Genomic DNA, 17,080 nt, shown 5'->3' on the forward strand with positions numbered 1-17,080 from the left:
GCCTGCCGGACCTTACGGACGGACCTGACCCGTCCCCAGAACCTCGTAGCGGAAGGTCGTAAGCTGTTCGAGCCCAACCGGACCACGAGCATGGACACGCCCCGTCGCAATGCCGATTTCCGCACCGAAACCGAATTCTCCACCGTCACAGAACTGAGTGGAAGCGTTCCACATCACCACCGCGCTGTCGGTTCCATTGAGAAAGCGCGTGGCAACCGTCTCGTCCGATGTGATGATGGCCTCCGTGTGCCCGCTGCCATGCACCGCGATATGTTCCAGCGCTGCATCCACCCCATCGACCACCGCCACGGACAGAATGGCATCGAGCCACTCCGTGGAGAAATCCGCCTCTGTGGCTGCCGACAGGTCAGGCACAATGGCTCTGGCTCGCGCATCCGCACGAAAAGCACATCCCAGTTCGCGCAGGTCCGAAACAATGTCCGGCAGGAGCGACGGGGCAATGGCGCTGTCGATAAGCAGCGTCTCGGTCGCACCGCAAATGCCCGGACGGCGCATCTTGGCGTTACAGATGATGCGCCGCGCCATCTGCGGCTCGGCAGCGGAATGGATGTAGGTGTGGCAAAGTCCCTCCGCGTGCGCGAGCACAGGAATCCGCGCTTCGTTCTGCACGCGCTCGACCAGAGAACGGCCGCCGCGCGGAATGATCAGATCGATCAGACCCGCCGCCTGCAGCATGTCTGAGACATGTTGACGGTCAGTACTCGGCGCTACCTGCACCGCCGCCTCAGGCAACCCGGCCGCTTTCAGACCCGCCACCATGGCCGCGTGGATCGCCTGTGCGGAGTGAAAACTCTCGGAACCGCCGCGCAGGATAACGGCATTGCCGGACTTGATGCATAACCCCGCAGCATCCGCGCCGACATTGGGACGACTCTCATAGATCACGCCCAAAATCCCAATGGGGGTGGCCACGCGGCGGATCTTCAATCCATTCGGGCGCGTCCATTCGCTGAGGATACGGCCGACCGGATCGGACAGGTCCGCCATATCCTCCAGCCCCTTTGCCATCGTTTCGATGCGCTCGGGTGTCAGAGTCAGTCGGTCCCGAAAAGCCTCGCTGCCTTTGTAAGCCGCCAGATCTTTCGCATTGGCTTCAAGAATGACATCGCGGGTTTCGCGCAGGGCATTCGCAGCCGCCCACAGCGCCTTGTCACGCTCCACGGTTGGCGACTGCGCCAGCGTCCGGGCTGCCACCCGAGCTGCGCGGGCCATGGCCTCGATCGCGCCGGGTGTGGTCGCTTCCGCCTGCGTGCTGGCGCTCATTTCTGGTCCCCTGTCCTCTCTTGGCTTGTGGATGTTCGGTCAGACGTTGAAACGGAACAGCAGAACATCGCCATCCTGCACGATGTAATCGCGTCCCTCGACACGCATCCTGCCCGCTTCCTTGGCGCCTGCCTCCCCATTATACTTCACATAATCGTCATAAGAGACGGTCTCGCAGGCAATGAAGCCCCGCTCGAAGTCGTTATGGATGACAGCCGCAGCCTGAGGAGCCTTCGTGCCAGCCGTGATGGTCCATGCCCGCGTCTCTTTCGGCCCCACCGTGAAATAGGTGGACAGACCGAGCAGGCGATAGCCAGCAGCAATCACACGGTCGAGACCGCTGTCTTCCAGCCCCAGACCTTCAAGAAATTCTTTCTGGTCTTCGGCGGGAAGTTGGCTGACTTCAGCCTCGATGGCAGCGGATACCACGACACAGGCAGCCCCTTCGGCCTTCGCGCGTTCCTCGACGGCCTTCGAGAAATTATTACCCGTCGCTGCTGAACCTTCTTCTACGTTGCAGACATAGAGTACGGGCTTCGTCGTCATCAGCTGAAGACGTGCAGCTGTGGCTTCCTGTCCAGCAGGAATGACTGTGCGCGCCGGACGACCCTCACGCAACGCGGCAATCAGCGGCTCCATCAGTTCGACCTGAGCCTGCGCCTCCCGGTCGTTGCCGCGAGCCTTTTTCTGAAGGGCGACAATCCGCTTCTCCAGCGAGTCCAGATCGGCCAGCATCAGTTCGGTCTCGATGATCTCGGCATCACGCACCGGATCGACGCCCCCTTCAACATGGGTGATGTCGTCATCCTCGAAACAGCGCAAAACGTGGATGATGGCGTCCACTTCACGGATGTTGGCGAGAAACTGATTGCCCAGACCTTCCCCGCGTGACGCGCCGCGCACCAATCCGGCAATATCCACGAACTCAAGGCTCGTGGGCAGAATCCTCTGGGATTTGCCGACGCGGGCCAGATTCTCCAACCGTGGATCGGGCACAGCCACACGCCCAACATTCGGCTCAATGGTGCAGAACGGATAGTTGGCCGCCTGCGCCGACGCCGTGGCGGTCAGGGCATTGAAGAGCGTGGACTTGCCGACATTGGGCAGTCCGACAATGCCGCAGTTAAAGCCCATCAGTCTCTTACTCCTGTCTGGCCCTTTCCGGGACCGGGTGGTGTCGGGGGTTGGGGAGTGTTAGCCATGAGAAGGGCGATACGGCTCATGAAAGCCTCTCGCTGTCCTTCTGCCAATAGGGGGACAGCATCGGAGATGGCATCCATCAGATCATCCAGCCAAGACTGGTCGGCTTTGGCGAAATCGCCCAGCACCCAGCCATGCACCCGCTCCTTGGAACCGGGGTGATCTATGCCCAGACGCACGCGCCAGTAATCTGGCGTTCCAAGCTGGCGATCCGTTGAGCGCAGGCCATTATGACCGGCCGCACCACCACCTTTCTTCACACGAACCTTGCCGGAAGCAAGATCAAGCTCATCGTGAAAGACAGTGATGGCATCGGGGGGAATTTTGTAGAACGTCGCGGCCTCGCGAATGCTGTCGCCCGAGAGGTTCATATAGGTCATCGGCTTGAGCAGCAGCACCTTCGCACCACCTACACGACCTTCGGCAACCTCGCCACGAAACCGCTTGCGCCATGGCGAAAAACCATGGCGCTTCGCAATGGCGTCGACCGCCATGAAGCCGATATTGTGGCGGTTGCGGCTCATGGAAGGCTCAGGATTTCCCAAACCCACCCAGAGCTGGAGCGCCGGTTTCATGGCGGTCTGTCCCGTGGGTCCGGAGAAGAATGGCTTCCCCGGCCCGGCGGGCCTCCTTACTTCTTTTCTTCAGCAGGTGCGGCTTCAGCCTCAGCCGCGGGAGCTTCTTCTTCGACATCGACCGTCGGCGCGGCAATGGTCGCCACGACGAAGTTCGGGATCTGCACGGTCGCGACAACGCCCTCGGTGCCCTTGAGATCATCCCAACGCACGTTGTCGTTGATGTCCAACTCGGAGATATCGGCCGTGAAAAGCTCCGGAATGTTTTCCGGGTCAGCCGTCACTTCAATGGTGTGGCGCACAACATTGAGCACGCCACCGCGCTTGATGCCCGGAGAAACCTCTTCGCCGACAATATGCACGGCAACCTCGACATGGACCTTATGACCCGGCGCAAGGCGCTGGTAATCCACGTGGATCGGCGCGTCCGTCACCGGATGGAACTGCATGTCGCGCATGAGAACGCGCTCGCTGATGTCGCCCGCAGTGATTTCATAGACATGCGAGCGCCAGCCGGGCTTGTGCAGTTCACGCATGATGATGCGCGGATCAAGGGCAATCAGGGTGGCATCCTTTTTCGCGCCATAGATCACGGCCGGAACCAGACCTTCACGACGGGTTGCGCGCGCTGCCCCCTTACCAGCCTTCGCGCGCAGGGATGCTTGAATCGGAATCAGTTTCGTCGCCACTTTGATAAGCTCCTGAGTATGCGAACACACGCCGGCCTCCAGGGGTGCCGGTGCGGAGGCGGGTGCTTAACGCAAAACCCCGCCTGACGCAAACCAGAAGACGACGGGCAACCTCCGCCGCGTCATGTTTTCAAGCCAGTGTTATCAGTAGCTGCCCTGCTGATAATAGCTACCCTGCTGCTGTTGCTGCTGCGGATAATACTGCTGTGTAGGCTGCCGGTACTGTTGCTGATACTGTGGCTGCTGGTAGTTTCCGGGCTGTGTGGGCTGCTGATATTGCGGCTGTTGATAACCGCTGCGATAGTCTCCGCCGGGTCGGTTCGGGGTGGTCAGCGCGCCCGTGCCTGCACCAAGCAAACCGCCAGCTACTGCACCGATGGCCGCACCACGCCCACCACCGGCCAGCGCACCAATGGCGGCACCGCTGCCACCGCCAATTAACGCACCATTGCCTGCCCGCACACCGGGGCTATAGGGGTCGCCACAGCCAGCAAGCAAACTAGCAAGTGCGAGAGCGGCAACTGTAGTTGTAGTCTTCAGCCTCATCATATTCCTGATATCCGACGTTGCGGTGCACGCGACACATAGACGAGAGTCGCAGTCTTGTCCTGCTCCCTGCCCATGGCGCGAATATGGCGCAAATGTATCGATCAACGACTACGATAGCCACCGCTGTTGGGACGATTCGGCGTCGTTGCCGCTCCTACGGCCGCTCCCGTGGCGCCGCCTGCAAGTGCACCGATAGCCGCTCCGCCACCACCACCCGCGACCCCACCGATCAGCGCACCACCACCCGCTCCGATCAACGCCCCCGAACCGGCCCGGGCTCCCGGGCTATAAGGACTCCCGCAACCACCCAACAGCAGGAGTGGCAACAGGACCAGAAGGATGTGCCACCCACGGTGTTTGCGTTCATCTGTCGATGCACAGTTCATATAATGTCACCTTTGAATCCCTCTCATGCCCGCGTCATGAAAGCTGCGGCACGAAATTGTCTTGGCAGAGCAGAAACGAAAGCAAGCTGAGGCAGTTGCAGACAGACACACGTCAAAAGATGAACACTCCGGGCACAGCACTTTTCGTCTTCCATTCTGAAACCGGAAAATCTTTTCTTCCGACCCTTTTCTCAATTTCCATGAAGCTTTCTCGATCATGGACCTTGCGGGAACGGGGCGGCCTCGCTAAGCCACCTTCGGCCCAGCGCGTGGCCAGAAATGACGCACGACACCATCGGGTCTTCAACCGGATGCCTGAGTGCCCGTCGGCAGGCCATGCGGGGGTTTCGGGAATGTCCGTCCGCGCAACGGGGCGCGTGACGCACTTGCTGGCCAGGAGTTGTGGATGTTCGCTCGCCTGCTGGGTCTCATGTCCGCTGACATGGCAATCGACCTCGGCACCGCCAATACGCTCGTATATGTCAAGGGCCGAGGCATTGTCCTCAATGAGCCCTCCGTTGTGGCGATTGCGGAATCTCGCGGCAAGAAACAGGTGCTCGCCGTTGGCGAAGAAGCCAAACAGATGGTGGGCCGCACGCCCGGCAACATCACCGCCATCCGCCCTATGCGCGATGGCGTGATTGCGGATTTCGAAGTGGCGGAGGAAATGATCAAACATTTCATCCGGCGCGTTCACAACCGCAGCATTTTCACCAGCCCACAGGTCATCATCTGCGTGCCCTCCGGCTCCACGGCCGTGGAGCGTCGGGCCATTCAGGAAAGCGCCGAAAGCGCGGGCGCCCGCCGGGTGTTCCTGATCGAGGAGCCCATGGCTGCCGCCATCGGTGCAGGACTGCCCGTGACCGAACCTTCCGGCAGCATGATCGTCGACATCGGCGGCGGCACGACCGAAGTGGCCGTGATCTCGCTCGGTGGTATTGTCTATGCCCGCTCGGTGCGCGTGGGCGGCGACAAGATGGATGAGGCGATCATTTCCTATATCCGTCGCATGCACAGCCTGTTGATCGGCGAGAGTTCGGCCGAGCGGATCAAGATGTCCATCGGCTCCGCCATGATGCCCGACGATCCGAACGATCCCGGCCCGCTTCAACACGTAAAAGGACGCGATCTCATCAGCGGCGTCCCACGAGAAGTCGTGGTCTCGCAGGCCCAGATTGCGGAGAGTCTGGCTGAGCCCATCACTCAGATCATCGAAGCCGTAAAACTGACGCTGGAAAACACACCTCCCGAACTTGCGGCCGACATTGTGGACAAGGGCATCGTCCTGACCGGCGGTGGAGCACTTCTTTATCGTCTGGATGAAGTTCTGCGGCTGTCCACAGGCCTGCCTGTGACGGTTGCGGAAGATCCGCTTTCCTGCGTGGCGCTGGGCACCGGTCGCACATTGGAAGAGATGAAACGTCTGCGCGACGTTCTGACAACGATGTATTGACGAAAAATGTCCATGCATTGCCCGCAACTTTTTGCCAATATGTGGATTGAGACCGCCAGCCTGCCCATGCGGGCGGCGTAGGCCGGGGACCAGAAGCCTCGGAAGGCGGGAGGTTCCTTGGCTGAGAAAGAGGCAATGAAGCGGGCATATCCCTGCGTGACGAACTCGGCCCGTGGGCACGAGGACTGGATGTCGAAACGGTGATTCCCGTCTCCATCCAGATACGTCAGGCGCTGGACCGGCTCTGGTTCCCTGCGATGCTGCTGCTGTCGATTGCCACCATACTGCTTGGCTGGGCTGACCAACGGGCAACGGTGGCCGCCCGCATGGCTGTGGCGGATGTGCTGTCTCCCTTGTGGTCGCTGGTGGCCACGCCCGGAGACGAGATGTCGGCGGCGCTGTCCGAGCTACGCGGTATCGGGCATCTGGCACAGGAAAACGCGCGCCTGCGTTCAGAGAATGAAACCCTGCGTGGATGGTATGACGTCGCCATTTCCCTCACGCAGGAAAATGCCACGCTCAAGGAAAACCTCCACTGGATGCCCGATCCTGTCCCATCCTTCGTGACCGCACGGGTGGTTGGCGATATAGGAGGGCTGTATTCTCACGCCGTTCTCATCAATGCCGGACCGGACAGTGGCGTGCGTGTCGGCAATATTGCGCTGGCCGCTGATGGCTTTGCGGGACGTGTCACCGAAACCGGGCATCATTCAGCGCGTGTCCTGCTGATCAATGACGTGGCAAGTCGCATTCCGGTCATGCTCGAAAGCAGCCATGGTACCGCCATCATGGCAGGGGATAATTCCCCTATGCCCCGCCTGATGTTTTACGCTCAGGATAATCATCCCGTGGAAGGCGAGCGCGTGGTCACGTCTGGACAGGGCGATCTGCTGCCCGGAGGTCTGCCTGTGGGAACGGTACATTACATCCGTGCGGCAACCCCCATTGTCATGCCCTATGCCCGACTGGATCATCTGCACATTTTGCGCGTGTTCGACTTCGAGACAGAAACCATCGATGCGCCAGATGCACCGGGTCGCGTGCCGGTGGCTCCCCAGCGCGGCCACATGGCCAAACACAACAATCCCATGGAAGGCATGACTCTTGATGGCGTGGTCGGCGGCATGACGGGACATCAGGACGACCGTCCTATCCAAACATCCGCTCCTCACCGCGAGGAAACGCCCGCTCCTGCGGATACGGCTCCCGCCTCTTCCCCGGAAGATCAGGGTGAGGCTACCCCCGTCATGCCCTCGTCCCCTCTTCCTTCCGGGCGCGGATAAGAGTCCGGATCATGACAGCCAATCCGGGTTCATCGTGGCATCGCAATCAGGATTCCAGTGTCGCATTGGCCCAGCGACTGGACCGGTTGGCGCGGCGTCTTTTGCCGGGTGGCATTACGGCGCTCGTCATCGTCCTGCTGGCCGCACCAACGGGTTTCCCGGCGGCGACAGCCCTGTTGCCGGGCCTTGTCATGGCCTCGGTCTTTTTCTGGTCCGTCTGGCGTCCGGCCTCCATGTCCGCGCCGATCGTGTTCGGACTTGGCCTTCTGATGGATCTCGTGGGATTTGCCTCTCCCGGTGTGGACGCCTTCGTGTTCCTGCTGCTGCATGGAATTGCCGTGCATGCCCGCTTTGGCCTGATGCGCCTGAACTTTCTCGGGATGTGGTGTATCTTCGCCGTGCTGGGGTCGGCGGCCTGCTGGCTGCTGTGGTTCCTGATCTCGCTTTTGGCCTTCCGGCCCATGCCTCTTGCCCCCGTCGTCTTCGAATGCCTCCTCGCCATCGGCGTCTACCCCCTGCTGGCAGCCGCAGGGACATGGGCGCATCATCGGCTCGCCAACCCGGAACCGCAGTCATGAGGGAATGGAGCGTGACTTTCCGCCACGGGGAGATGTTTCCATGATGTGGAAACCTCGCCGGAAAAAGCGCGACGGGCTTCGCAGGCTTCTGCCCATCCGTGAGCAGAAAGACTCCGGACGTGGCGTCTTCACCCGTCGTGCTCTTCTGATAATGGCCGTGCAGACAGCCGCGTTGGGTGAGTTGGGACGACGCCTGTACGATCTCCAGATCAACAGCGGCGATCACTTCGCAAAACTGGCCGACCGCAACCGCACCAGCACCCGGCTGCTCGCACCGCCCCGCGGCCTGATTTCCGATCGTTTCGGCACAGTGGTCGCCGCCAATCGTACGAACTGGCGCGCGCTGCTGCTGCCGGAAGAAACCACGGACGTCGAAGGCACCATTGAGCGCTTCTCGTCCTTCATCCCTCTGGAAGAGCGCGACAGCACACGTATCGCCCGTGAACTGCGACACAAGCGCAAATTCGTGCCCGTCATGCTGCGCGAGTTCCTTTCATGGGACGAGATGGCGCGGATCGAGTTGAACTCCCCTTCTCTCCCCGGCGTCATGATCGATGTCGGAACCACCCGTTCCTACCCCCTCGGTCCGCTGCTGGCGCACACAGTCGGATATGTCGGGCCACCCAACGAACAGGACGTGGCGAAATCCACCCTGCTGGCGCTTCCCGGCATGCGTGTCGGACGCGCAGGCATCGAGCAGAGTCAGGACCAGCTTCTGCGCGGACAGGCCGGTTCCGTGCAGATGGAGGTCAACTCCGTCGGGCGTGTGATGAGCGAGTTGGACCGGCAGGACGGCACACCGGGCGACGAACTGGCGCTCACGCTCGACGTAGGGCTGCATCAGGCGGTACAGAACCGCATTGGCGACATGGCGGCCTCCGCCGTGGTGATGGACTGCCGCAACGGCGAAGTACTGGCCATGTGCAGCACGCCCTCCTTCGACCCGTCCCTGTTCGACAGTGGCGTCAGTCGCGCCCAGTGGGCGGAGTGGACGTCCGACCAGCGCACCCCGCTGATCGACAAGACCGTGGCAGGTGTCTATCCGCCCGGCTCCACCTTCAAGCCCGCCGTGGCACTGGCCGCCCTGAAAGCGGAGGTCATCACCCCCACCGACCGTTTTTTCTGTCCCGGTCACTACGACCTCGGAGGGGCGCGTTTCCATTGCTGGGCAAAGCATGGACACGGCTCGGTCGATCTTCATCTCGCACTGAAATATTCCTGCGACGTGTATTTTTACGAAGTCGCGCACAGGCTCGGTATGGAGCGGCTGGCGGACACTTCGCATGCGCTCGGGCTGGGCACGAAACTCGACATCGAACTGCCGCATCAACGCGCGGGGCTGATCCCCACCCCTGCATGGCGGCAAAAACACAAGCATCACTGGAACGGCGGTGACACCATCGTCAGCGGCATCGGACAGGGCTTCGTGCAGGTCACACCGCTCCAGCTTGCTACCTATACCTCCCGTATCGCCACAGGCCGGGCGGTGCAGCCTCATCTTGTGCGAGCCGTGAACGGAGAGATCGGTGCGCAGATCGACCCGCAGCACTGGCCGGAGATGGACCTCAATCCTCACATGCTCAAAGCCGTGCGCGAAGGCATGTACGCCGTGGTCAACGAACAGCACGGCACCGCTCCCAAGGCGCGGCTCAACCTTCCCGGCATCACGATGGCGGGCAAGACCGGTTCCGCACAGGTCCGGCGTGTGTCACGGGCCATGCGTGAAAGCGGCCACTTCAATTCTGCCAACCTGCCGTGGGAATATCGTCCGCACGCCCTGTTCATCTGCTTTGCGCCCTACGATGACCCGCGCTATGCGGTCTCCGTGGTGATCGAGCATGGCAACGCGGGCGCTGAAGTCGCCGCACCTTTGGCCCGCGACATCATGACCGACACGCTCCTGCGCGATCCCGTCAACCACAAGACGGCACCGGGACAGACTGTGGCGAACGCAGACTAATCCCTTCATCCGCACCACGAGTTCCATCCTCGGGAGGACCGCCTTGACCACGCCCGCCCCGGCAGGACGCTTTCGCAAACGCCTCCTGCGCGCCGAGCCGAGCTTTCGCATCTTCTCCAAACTCTGGCAGGTCAGTTGGCTTTACGTGTTGCTCATCTGCGCGCTGGCGGGGGTGGGGTATGTCGCCCTGTATTCCGCAGGCGGCGGCTCCGCCCGTCCGTTCGCGGGACCGCAGGCCATGCGCTTCGGGTTCGGGATGGTGACGATGATCACGCTGGCCATGCTGCCGCCGCGCATTCTCACCAAGCTGGCCATCCCCCTCTATGGAATGTCCATCGTTCTGCTCGTGGCCGTGCTGCGCATGGGGCACGTGGGCAAAGGCGCTGAACGCTGGATCATGCTCGCGGGCACGCAGGTGCAGCCTTCCGAATACGCCAAGGTGGCGTTGGCGCTCATGCTCGCCACGTGGTTCGCGCGTGTGCCTTACGCGAAAATGGGGAACCCGCTGCGGCTGATCGTCCCCGCCATACTGGTGCTGATTCCTGTCGGACTGGTTCTCAAGGAACCCAATCTCGGCACGGCGGTCATCATCGGCGGCATCGGCGCGTCCATGTTCTTCGCCGCCGGGATGCGGCTGTGGCAGATCGTGCTTCTGGCAGTTCCCGTGCCGTTCCTGCTGAAACTGGCCTACGCCCATCTGCACGACTACCAGAAAGCCCGCATCACCACCTTCCTCCACCCCGAGAACGACCCTCTCGGCGCAGGCTACAATATCATCCAGTCCAAGATCGCGCTGGGTTCGGGCGGCATGTGGGGACAGGGCTACCTGCACGGCACGCAAGGACAGCTCAACTTCCTGCCCGAAAAACAGACCGACTTCATTTTCACCACCATCGCCGAAGAGTGGGGCTATGCCGGAGGCGTGGCCGTCATTGGATTGCTGCTGGTGCTTATTCTCGGCGGCATGATGATGGCCATCCGGAGCCGCAACCGCTTCGGGCGGCTTCTTGCGCTGGGTATATCGGTCAATTTCTTTCTCTATTGTCTTGTAAACCTCTCCATGGTCATGGGGGCGATCCCGGTCGGCGGCGTACCGCTGCCACTCGTGTCCTATGGCGGGTCCGCCATGCTCAACGTCATGATCGGGTTCGGCCTGCTGATGTCGGTGTGGGTGCACCGCAATTCCCGCTATGGCGAGGAGACGGACGAGGACGCATGACCGCCCGTATCCGGCCTCTCACACCAGCCCTGCTTCGCGCCTATCGGCTGACCATCTACCGCGCGGGTCCGCTGGAAGTGAGGATCGGGCAACGTACACCCGGTCTGAAAGGCCATACATTCATCTTCCTTGGCGCCGCCAATCCCGGTGGACGACGCTACCCGGATGCGTGGAATACCCGCATGACCCAACGTCTGCGTCACCGTCTGCGCCATGTCGCATTTTTCATCGGCGATGGACGACTGGGCCAATGGTGCGAACCCATGATCGCCGCCGCACTGCCTCTTGCGCGAGCCCTCAGACTGGCGCGGCTGTTCCGACAGAACGCCGTGGTCGTCGCTGCGCCCGACAGGCCTGCCCGGCTTGTACCCGTCAGTCCACACACCCCCTGAAACTTCAGGCGTCCCGGCGGATCGTCATCGGGATTCCCGCCACGCACAGCACAACCCGGTCCGCCTTTGCCGCCACGCGCTGATGCAGCCGCCCTGCCTCGTCACGAAACCGCCGCGCCAGCGCGTTCTCCGGCACGATTCCCAGCCCGACCTCGTTACCCACCAGCACCAGTGGCGCCATGCGCCGTTCCATGATCTGCATGAGCGCGTCCGTGGCCGTTGCGATGTCATGGTTTTCCAGCAGAAGATTGGTCAGCCAGAGAGTGAGGCAATCCACCAGAACGGGCTGCCCCTCCGCTTTCTCCAGTGCACCCGGCAGATCCACCGGCTCTTCCACCGTTACCCAGCCGTCTCCGCGGTCGGCCCGATGCAGAGCAATGCGCTCGGCCATCTCCTCGTCCCATGCGCGGCCCGTGGCGATGTAGGTCCATGGCCCCGGACAAGAACGGATGACCGATTCCGCGTGGCGGCTTTTGCCCGAGCGAGCGCCACCAAGCACAAGTTCGATCATTGCTCTCCCTCTCCGAAAACGGCATGGAAATACCCCATGACCGCCATCACATTTTCTGACATCTCCGCCCTCCGCAGCGCCTGCCTCACTCCCTCCCATGCGGACATGGCCGTCATCGAACGGATTACCGCACGGGACGCGACACTTACCAAACCGCCCGGCAGTCTGGGCCGTCTGGAAGAACTGACACGCTGGTTGGGGGGCTGGCAACGCCGCCCGACGCCGACGCTCGAGCGCGTGCAATGTGTCGTCTTTGCCGGAAACCATGGCATTGTCGCACGCGGTGTATCCGCGTGGCCGCCCGAAGTGACGACGCTCATGGTGCGTAATTTCCACAATGGTGGGGCCGCCATCAACCAGCTTTCCGCATGCGCTGGTGCCAGCCTCTCCATCGTGGAAATGGAAAATCTCCAACCGACTGCCGATTTCACACAGGCTCCCGCAATGGATGAGGCCACGTTTCTGCACTGCGTGAATACAGGTGCCGCTGCGGTCGATCCCAAAAGCGATCTGCTGTGCGTGGGCGAAATGGGCATCGGCAACACCACTGTCGCGGCCGCTCTGGCCGCTGGTCTGTTTGGCGGCACCGGGCGCGAATGGGCCGGACCGGGAGCCGGCAGCGACGATGCTTCAATGGTCCGCAAGATCGACGTCATCAATGACGGCCTGAACACGCACCGCGCCGTGCTGGATGATCCCCTGGCGGTGGCACAGTGTCTCGGCGGGCATGAAATGGCCGCCATGCTAGGGGCCGTGATCGCCGCCCGCAGCCTGAACATTCCGGTCATGCTGGACGGTTACGTCAGCACGGCGGCCGTGGCTCCCCTTTACGCATTGCACGCGGAGGGGCTTGCTCATTGTCGCATCGGCCACAATTCAGCCGAGCCGGGACATGCGCGCCTGACGGCAAAGCTGGGCCAGAAGGCACTGCTCGATTTCGGATTGCGGCTGGGAGAAGGATCGGGAGCCGCGCTGGTCGTGCCCCTTCTGCGAGCAGCGATTGCCTGTCACAACGGAATGCACACCTTTACCGACGCCGGTATCGGCAATTAGTGGCACGCGAAGCCATGCGCGCCCTTGCCGCCGATCTTCTCGCCTCGCTGGGACTGTTCACCCGACTGCCACTGAGTTGGCTGGAACGCTGGGCCGGGCCTGTCGATCTGAGGCGTTCGATCCGCCTGTGGCCCCTTGTCGGTGCCGGAATCGGTGCTCTGACGGCGCTCATCATGCAAATGGCGCTGATGGCGGGACTTCCCCCGCTCGTCTCAGCGCTCCTCGCCGTGAGCGTGCAGCTTGTCGTCACCGGGGCTTTGCATGAGGACGGACTGGCAGACAGCGCCGATGGGCTGGCGGCGGGGCGCACGCTCGCACGTCGTCTGGAGATCATGCGTGACAGCCGTATCGGTTCCTATGGTGCCGCCGCTCTCATCATGGCGCTCACCTTGCGGACTGGCTGCATCGCCGCTCTTCCGTCCACACATCTGCTTGCCTGTCTTGCGGTGGCAGGGGCATGCGCCCGCGCTTCCGTGCTCATAATCGCGGGCTGGACGCCAGCGGCACGGCAGGACGGCTTGGCGGCAGCGCTTCTTCCGCTTCCGGTCGGTCCGCTCAGACTGGCTCTGCTGACGCTCCTGCTTCTCACCGCTTGTCTGTTGCCCGGCCGCGTCATGGTCATGAGCCTTCTGGCCAGCATGGGAGCAACGCTTGTTGTCCGGCGCATCGCATTACGCGCCATGGGCGGATTTACCGGCGATCTTCTGGGCGCGACGGCGGTTCTGTCGGAACTGGCTGTATTGCTGGTGCTTGTGGCGACATACGCCCAAAGGTGACGATATCTCCCAAGGGAGGCGCCGGCTGTGTCAGGTCGGGTTTCTGTCCTTGGGCAAGAGCCGTCAGAACCCGCAATGGACCGCCATGCGAAAGGATGGCGATGGGTCCGTCTGGGAGACGTTCACGCCAGAACTCCGTCACCCGCGCGATCAGGCTGTTGCCGCTCTCACCACCCGGGGGGGTGAAACCCGCAAGGTCTCCGGCCCATTCATCCAGCTTCTCACGGGGAACAAGGGACCACGGCTGTCCCTCCCACTCTCCGAAATCCAGCTCCATCAGCCGGTCATCGGGAAAGACCCTCACAATGCCCTGTGCCGCGATCCATTCCGCAGGCAGGCGACACCGTGTCAGCGGGGAGACAAACATCCTCTGCGCACCCGTTACAGCCAGTTCCCCGGCAAGGCGGGCGGCGAACGATTCCCAGCCTTCGGCCAGCGGCACATCGGTCTGCCCGTAGCACGTTCCGGCGGCCACGCGGACGGCCGGATGGCGGGCAAGAACGCAGAACGGTCCCTGCCCCACTTTCCGCCTCAGAAGCGCGAGAACGGCATTTCGAAGTGATGGTCCGGCTTGTCGCCCGTCATGGTCAGTTCAGCGAAATTGTCGGACTTCAGCTCGAACGTGAGAGTCGCATGATGATCGTCCTGACCCACCCACAGATTGCCGCTCTTGTGCGCAAGCGTGAAGCGGGCCGTTCCAGACTTCTGAAGCATGTGCGGCAGTTCGATCATGATACGGCTGGCCGGACCGGCGGCGCGATTGGCCATGATCGTTATCTCATTGCCCATCGATGTCCATTTTCCGGACAAAAAGCTGGCGGGGCGTTCGGGGATCTTCTCTTCCGCCACAGGTGCGGCCTGCGCCGCGGCAGGAAGAAGTGGCGCGCAGGTCGCAGCCACAAGAGCAAGAGCGGAAAGACGTGCGCGCATGGAGAGATCCTTCATGGGTGTCAGACAAGTCCCGCATGGTGTGCCGGACACCTCGTGCCACGTCCAGACCCACCCATGCGAACCGGCTCTGCGTTCCTACTGTGGAATGGGATGAAAAAGGCCCGGACTTCCCTGATCGGTTTCCACCCGCTGGGCTGGACGATCCACCCGCAGGGTAAAGAGCTTGGGCAGCGAACCATCGGGCACCGGACATGAGCCGGAATGTTTTTCCATCACGTCGATCAGGGTCGCTTGCGGAGGCGTGTCGCCATTGACGATAAACAGAAGGCAGTCGGCCCGGTCGCCCGTCATGCCGTTATGGGTGACCGTCACACGCAGATGCTGGACGAGCGCGTTGTTGTCGAACCAGCTCATGGGCTTGAAGGTGTAACGATCCAGCATCCGATCCAATGCGCCAGTCTTGGCCAGCACGATCATCAGCACAGTCAATGGAAGGACCAGCACAAGACGCCGGGCAATGTGCTGCTTGAGCGAGCGTCCCTTGAAGGGGCCGCTGCCAAAACGACGTGGGCCACTGGTGTTGTCGTCCGTCATACCGCCGATTCCTTCCATGCAAACCCATCCCGTGCCAACAGGGCATCCGAGGATGCCGGCCCCTGCGTCCCGGCGGCATAGGTTTCCATCGGGCGCACATCCTCTGCCCATCCTTTGAGAATGGGTTCCACCCATTGCCACGCAGCCGTTACCTCGTCACGGCGAATGAAGAGCACCTGATCGCCCGCAACAGCCGCCATCAGCAGATCTTCATAGGAGTCCGGATAGCGAACGCCGAAGGCCTGAGGATATGAGACATCAAGCTGCGTCTCACGCAGGCGGAAGCCCGGAGCGGTGGGATCCTTGGACGAGAGCGACAGGGAAACACCTTCATCGGGCTGGATGCGCAAAATCAAAAATCCGGGCTCGGGCGTGTCCTGAAAAACCGGCCAAGGTTGCGGACGGAACTGGATGACGATTTCGGTTTCCTTGCGTGCCATCCGCTTGCCCGTGCGAATATAGAACGGGACGCCCGCCCAACGGGGCGTGCGGATTTCCGTCCGCAGAGCCAACCAGGTTTCCGTGTGACTGGCCGGCGTCCCCAGATCCTCCAGATAACCCGGGATCTGTTCGCCATTCGCCGCCGCTGCAACATATTGCCCACGTATCGTGTCCCGCGCGACGCCTTCGGACGTCATGGGTTTGAGAGCGCGCAAAATCTTGAGCTTCTCATCGCGAAGATCGGTGGCCGAAAGCGCCGTTGGCGGCTCCATGGCGACAAGACAGAGCACCTGAAGCAGGTGGTTCTGCACCATGTCCCGTAAAGCGCCCGCCGTGTCGTAATAAGGACCGCGCTTGCCCACTCCTACCGTCTCGGCCGCCGTAATCTGGACGCAGGCAATCGAATCGGCGTCCCAGATACGTTCCAGCACGGGATTGGCAAAACGCAAGGCGAGGATGTTCTGCACCGTCTGCTTGCCCAGATAATGGTCGATCCGGAAAACCTGCTCCTCGCGGAAATGCTTTCCCACGCCGTCATTGATCGCATCCGCACTGGTCAGATCCGTGCCGATCGGTTTCTCCAGCACGAGACGGGTTGTGTCCGTGATGAGGCCGTTATGCGCGATGGCTTCCGCTGTCGGCACATACAGACGCGGGGCCGTTGCGACGTAAAAGACGCGCGACCGCCCCTCATCCTGATCGAGAAGCGATGTCAGCCGGGTCCAGTCCGCATGGCGGTCGGACATGTCGAGAGAGACGTAGTGCAGAAACGGCAGGAACGCCTCGATTTTATCGGGGGCGCTCTTTGCCGAAGCGGCGAACTGTTGCAGTCCCTCTTTCGCGCGCTGCCGATAAGCCTCGTCGGTCAGATCGGAACGGGCCGCGCCGATGATCTTCGTGCCGACCGCGATACGCCCGCGACAGAACTGCTCGAAAAAAGCGGGCAACAGCTTGCGCATCGTCAGGTCGCCCGTGGCGCCCACAATGACAAAATCGAATGCTGCTACGGGGGACTGCACGCTGGAATCATCCCGTGTGGAACCGGTCGTCATGCCGTTGGTCGTGGTGTCGATCATCGCTCCCGCCTCCCTGAACGCCGATCAGGTATGACACTCCGCCTCCCTTGACCAGACAGAAAGCTGGGAGGGGATGGCCGCATTCATTTGACCGCAAGGGTTCTGACAGGATAATCCCGCGCCTTCGCATCGGCCTTAATGCCGGCAAACAGACAAACTCCCGAGGAGGA

At 61.9% G+C, this 17,080-nt stretch carries 19 protein-coding genes; 8 read left to right on the forward strand and 11 right to left on the reverse strand.

Annotation, left to right across the window (positions count from 1 at the left end; genetic code table 11):
- Positions 1 to 12 precede the first annotated feature (12 nt).
- The 6 genes from GOB87_RS08775 to GOB87_RS08800 form a co-directional block, all read right to left on the reverse strand.
- Entirely contained in the window at positions 13 to 1,284 is a 1,272-nt protein-coding gene (locus GOB87_RS08775; protein ID WP_166315353.1) for a glutamate-5-semialdehyde dehydrogenase, read from the reverse strand.
- 39 nt (positions 1,285 to 1,323) lie between these two features.
- Entirely contained in the window at positions 1,324 to 2,418 is a 1,095-nt protein-coding gene (gene ychF / locus GOB87_RS08780) for a redox-regulated ATPase YchF (RefSeq protein ID WP_166315356.1), read from the reverse strand.
- A complete protein-coding gene (gene pth, locus GOB87_RS08785) occupies positions 2,418 to 3,059 on the reverse strand; it encodes an aminoacyl-tRNA hydrolase (RefSeq protein ID WP_166315359.1) in 642 nt (213 codons plus the stop codon). The genes ychF and pth overlap by 1 nt, the downstream gene beginning before the upstream one ends.
- Positions 3,060 to 3,115: 56 nt before the next feature.
- A complete protein-coding gene (locus GOB87_RS08790) occupies positions 3,116 to 3,748 on the reverse strand; it encodes a 50S ribosomal protein L25/general stress protein Ctc (protein WP_166315362.1) in 633 nt (210 codons plus the stop codon).
- A gap of 144 nt (positions 3,749 to 3,892) precedes the next feature.
- On the reverse strand, positions 3,893 to 4,294 hold the full coding sequence (locus tag GOB87_RS16780; protein WP_242006261.1) for a YMGG-like glycine zipper-containing protein: 402 nt from the start codon (positions 4,292 to 4,294) through the stop codon (positions 3,893 to 3,895).
- Between the two features lie 104 nt (positions 4,295 to 4,398).
- A complete protein-coding gene (locus tag GOB87_RS08800) occupies positions 4,399 to 4,683 on the reverse strand; it encodes a hypothetical protein (RefSeq protein WP_242006262.1) in 285 nt (94 codons plus the stop codon).
- Between the two features lie 406 nt (positions 4,684 to 5,089).
- On the opposite strand from GOB87_RS08800, the gene GOB87_RS08805 reads away from it, so the two are divergent.
- The 6 genes from GOB87_RS08805 (at position 5,090) to GOB87_RS08830 (ending at position 11,568) form a co-directional block, all read left to right on the forward strand.
- Positions 5,090 to 6,136, forward strand: a complete 1,047-nt coding sequence (locus GOB87_RS08805) for a rod shape-determining protein (protein ID WP_166315365.1) — start codon at positions 5,090 to 5,092, stop codon at positions 6,134 to 6,136.
- Between the two features lie 200 nt (positions 6,137 to 6,336).
- On the forward strand, positions 6,337 to 7,419 hold the full coding sequence (gene mreC, locus GOB87_RS08810; RefSeq protein WP_166315368.1) for a rod shape-determining protein MreC: 1,083 nt from the start codon (positions 6,337 to 6,339) through the stop codon (positions 7,417 to 7,419).
- An 11-nt stretch (positions 7,420 to 7,430) separates the two neighbouring features.
- The gene (locus GOB87_RS08815) at positions 7,431 to 7,997 is read left to right on the forward strand and encodes a rod shape-determining protein MreD (RefSeq protein WP_166315371.1); all 567 of its coding nucleotides are present in this window, start codon (positions 7,431 to 7,433) and stop codon (positions 7,995 to 7,997) included.
- Positions 7,998 to 8,040: 43 nt separating this feature from the next.
- Complete coding sequence (mrdA, locus tag GOB87_RS08820) at positions 8,041 to 9,957, forward strand: penicillin-binding protein 2 (RefSeq protein ID WP_166315489.1); 1,917 nt, start codon at positions 8,041 to 8,043, stop codon at positions 9,955 to 9,957.
- 43 nt (positions 9,958 to 10,000) lie between these two features.
- Positions 10,001 to 11,176 (forward strand): rod shape-determining protein RodA, encoded by a 1,176-nt coding sequence (gene rodA / locus GOB87_RS08825; RefSeq protein WP_166315374.1) that lies wholly within the window; start codon positions 10,001 to 10,003, stop codon positions 11,174 to 11,176.
- On the forward strand, positions 11,173 to 11,568 hold the full coding sequence (locus tag GOB87_RS08830; RefSeq protein WP_166315377.1) for a DUF3293 domain-containing protein: 396 nt from the start codon (positions 11,173 to 11,175) through the stop codon (positions 11,566 to 11,568). The genes rodA and GOB87_RS08830 overlap by 4 nt, the downstream gene beginning before the upstream one ends.
- 4 nt (positions 11,569 to 11,572) lie before the next feature.
- Here GOB87_RS08830 and cobU read toward each other — a convergent pair whose 3' ends face one another.
- Complete coding sequence (gene cobU / locus GOB87_RS08835; protein ID WP_166315380.1) at positions 11,573 to 12,079, reverse strand: bifunctional adenosylcobinamide kinase/adenosylcobinamide-phosphate guanylyltransferase; 507 nt, start codon at positions 12,077 to 12,079, stop codon at positions 11,573 to 11,575.
- Positions 12,080 to 12,115: 36 nt separating this feature from the next.
- On the opposite strand from cobU, the gene cobT reads away from it, so the two are divergent.
- A complete protein-coding gene (gene cobT, locus GOB87_RS08840; RefSeq protein ID WP_166315383.1) occupies positions 12,116 to 13,132 on the forward strand; it encodes a nicotinate-nucleotide--dimethylbenzimidazole phosphoribosyltransferase in 1,017 nt (338 codons plus the stop codon).
- On the forward strand, positions 13,132 to 13,908 hold the full coding sequence (gene cobS / locus GOB87_RS08845) for an adenosylcobinamide-GDP ribazoletransferase (RefSeq protein ID WP_338421431.1): 777 nt from the start codon (positions 13,132 to 13,134) through the stop codon (positions 13,906 to 13,908). Before cobT ends, cobS begins: the two co-directional genes overlap by 1 nt.
- Here cobS and GOB87_RS08850 read toward each other — a convergent pair.
- The 4 genes from GOB87_RS08850 to zwf all read right to left on the reverse strand — a co-directional run bounded on the left by GOB87_RS08850 (position 13,823) and on the right by zwf (position 16,886).
- On the reverse strand, positions 13,823 to 14,431 hold the full coding sequence (locus GOB87_RS08850; RefSeq protein ID WP_166315386.1) for a histidine phosphatase family protein: 609 nt from the start codon (positions 14,429 to 14,431) through the stop codon (positions 13,823 to 13,825). The two genes, cobS and GOB87_RS08850, sit on opposite strands and share 86 nt — an antisense overlap.
- An 8-nt stretch (positions 14,432 to 14,439) precedes the next feature.
- On the reverse strand, positions 14,440 to 14,838 hold the full coding sequence (locus GOB87_RS08855) for a hypothetical protein (protein WP_166315389.1): 399 nt from the start codon (positions 14,836 to 14,838) through the stop codon (positions 14,440 to 14,442).
- A 96-nt stretch (positions 14,839 to 14,934) separates the two neighbouring features.
- The gene (locus GOB87_RS08860) at positions 14,935 to 15,393 is read right to left on the reverse strand and encodes a hypothetical protein (protein ID WP_166315392.1); all 459 of its coding nucleotides are present in this window, start codon (positions 15,391 to 15,393) and stop codon (positions 14,935 to 14,937) included.
- The gene (gene zwf, locus GOB87_RS08865) at positions 15,390 to 16,886 is read right to left on the reverse strand and encodes a glucose-6-phosphate dehydrogenase (protein WP_166315494.1); all 1,497 of its coding nucleotides are present in this window, start codon (positions 16,884 to 16,886) and stop codon (positions 15,390 to 15,392) included. The genes GOB87_RS08860 and zwf overlap by 4 nt, the downstream gene beginning before the upstream one ends.
- Positions 16,887 to 17,080: the final 194 nt, after the last annotated feature.

It is taken from the genome of Acetobacter estunensis (assembly GCF_011516945.1).
GTDB classification, from domain to species: domain Bacteria; phylum Pseudomonadota; class Alphaproteobacteria; order Acetobacterales; family Acetobacteraceae; genus Acetobacter; species Acetobacter estunensis.

Bases quoted from the DNA above. Each gene is read 5' to 3' on its own strand.
- cobT (WP_166315383.1), top strand. From the start codon at position 12,116: ATGACCGCCATCACATTTTCTGACATCTCCGCCCTCCGCAGCGCCTGC.
- cobU (WP_166315380.1), bottom strand. From the start codon at position 12,079: ATGATCGAACTTGTGCTTGGTGGCGCTCGCTCGGGCAAAAGCCGCCAC.
- zwf (WP_166315494.1), bottom strand. From the start codon at position 16,886: ATGACGACCGGTTCCACACGGGATGATTCCAGCGTGCAGTCCCCCGTA.
- GOB87_RS08815 (WP_166315371.1), top strand. From the start codon at position 7,431: ATGACAGCCAATCCGGGTTCATCGTGGCATCGCAATCAGGATTCCAGT.
- pth (WP_166315359.1), bottom strand. From the start codon at position 3,059: ATGAAACCGGCGCTCCAGCTCTGGGTGGGTTTGGGAAATCCTGAGCCT.
- GOB87_RS08860 (WP_166315392.1), bottom strand. From the start codon at position 15,393: ATGACGGACGACAACACCAGTGGCCCACGTCGTTTTGGCAGCGGCCCC.
- GOB87_RS08830 (WP_166315377.1), top strand. From the start codon at position 11,173: ATGACCGCCCGTATCCGGCCTCTCACACCAGCCCTGCTTCGCGCCTAT.
- GOB87_RS08800 (WP_242006262.1), bottom strand. From the start codon at position 4,683: ATGAACTGTGCATCGACAGATGAACGCAAACACCGTGGGTGGCACATC.
- ychF (WP_166315356.1), bottom strand. From the start codon at position 2,418: ATGGGCTTTAACTGCGGCATTGTCGGACTGCCCAATGTCGGCAAGTCC.
- GOB87_RS08805 (WP_166315365.1), top strand. From the start codon at position 5,090: ATGTTCGCTCGCCTGCTGGGTCTCATGTCCGCTGACATGGCAATCGAC.
- GOB87_RS08855 (WP_166315389.1), bottom strand. From the start codon at position 14,838: ATGCGCGCACGTCTTTCCGCTCTTGCTCTTGTGGCTGCGACCTGCGCG.
- mrdA (WP_166315489.1), top strand. From the start codon at position 8,041: ATGTGGAAACCTCGCCGGAAAAAGCGCGACGGGCTTCGCAGGCTTCTG.
- GOB87_RS16780 (WP_242006261.1), bottom strand. From the start codon at position 4,294: ATGAGGCTGAAGACTACAACTACAGTTGCCGCTCTCGCACTTGCTAGT.
- GOB87_RS08775 (WP_166315353.1), bottom strand. From the start codon at position 1,284: ATGAGCGCCAGCACGCAGGCGGAAGCGACCACACCCGGCGCGATCGAG.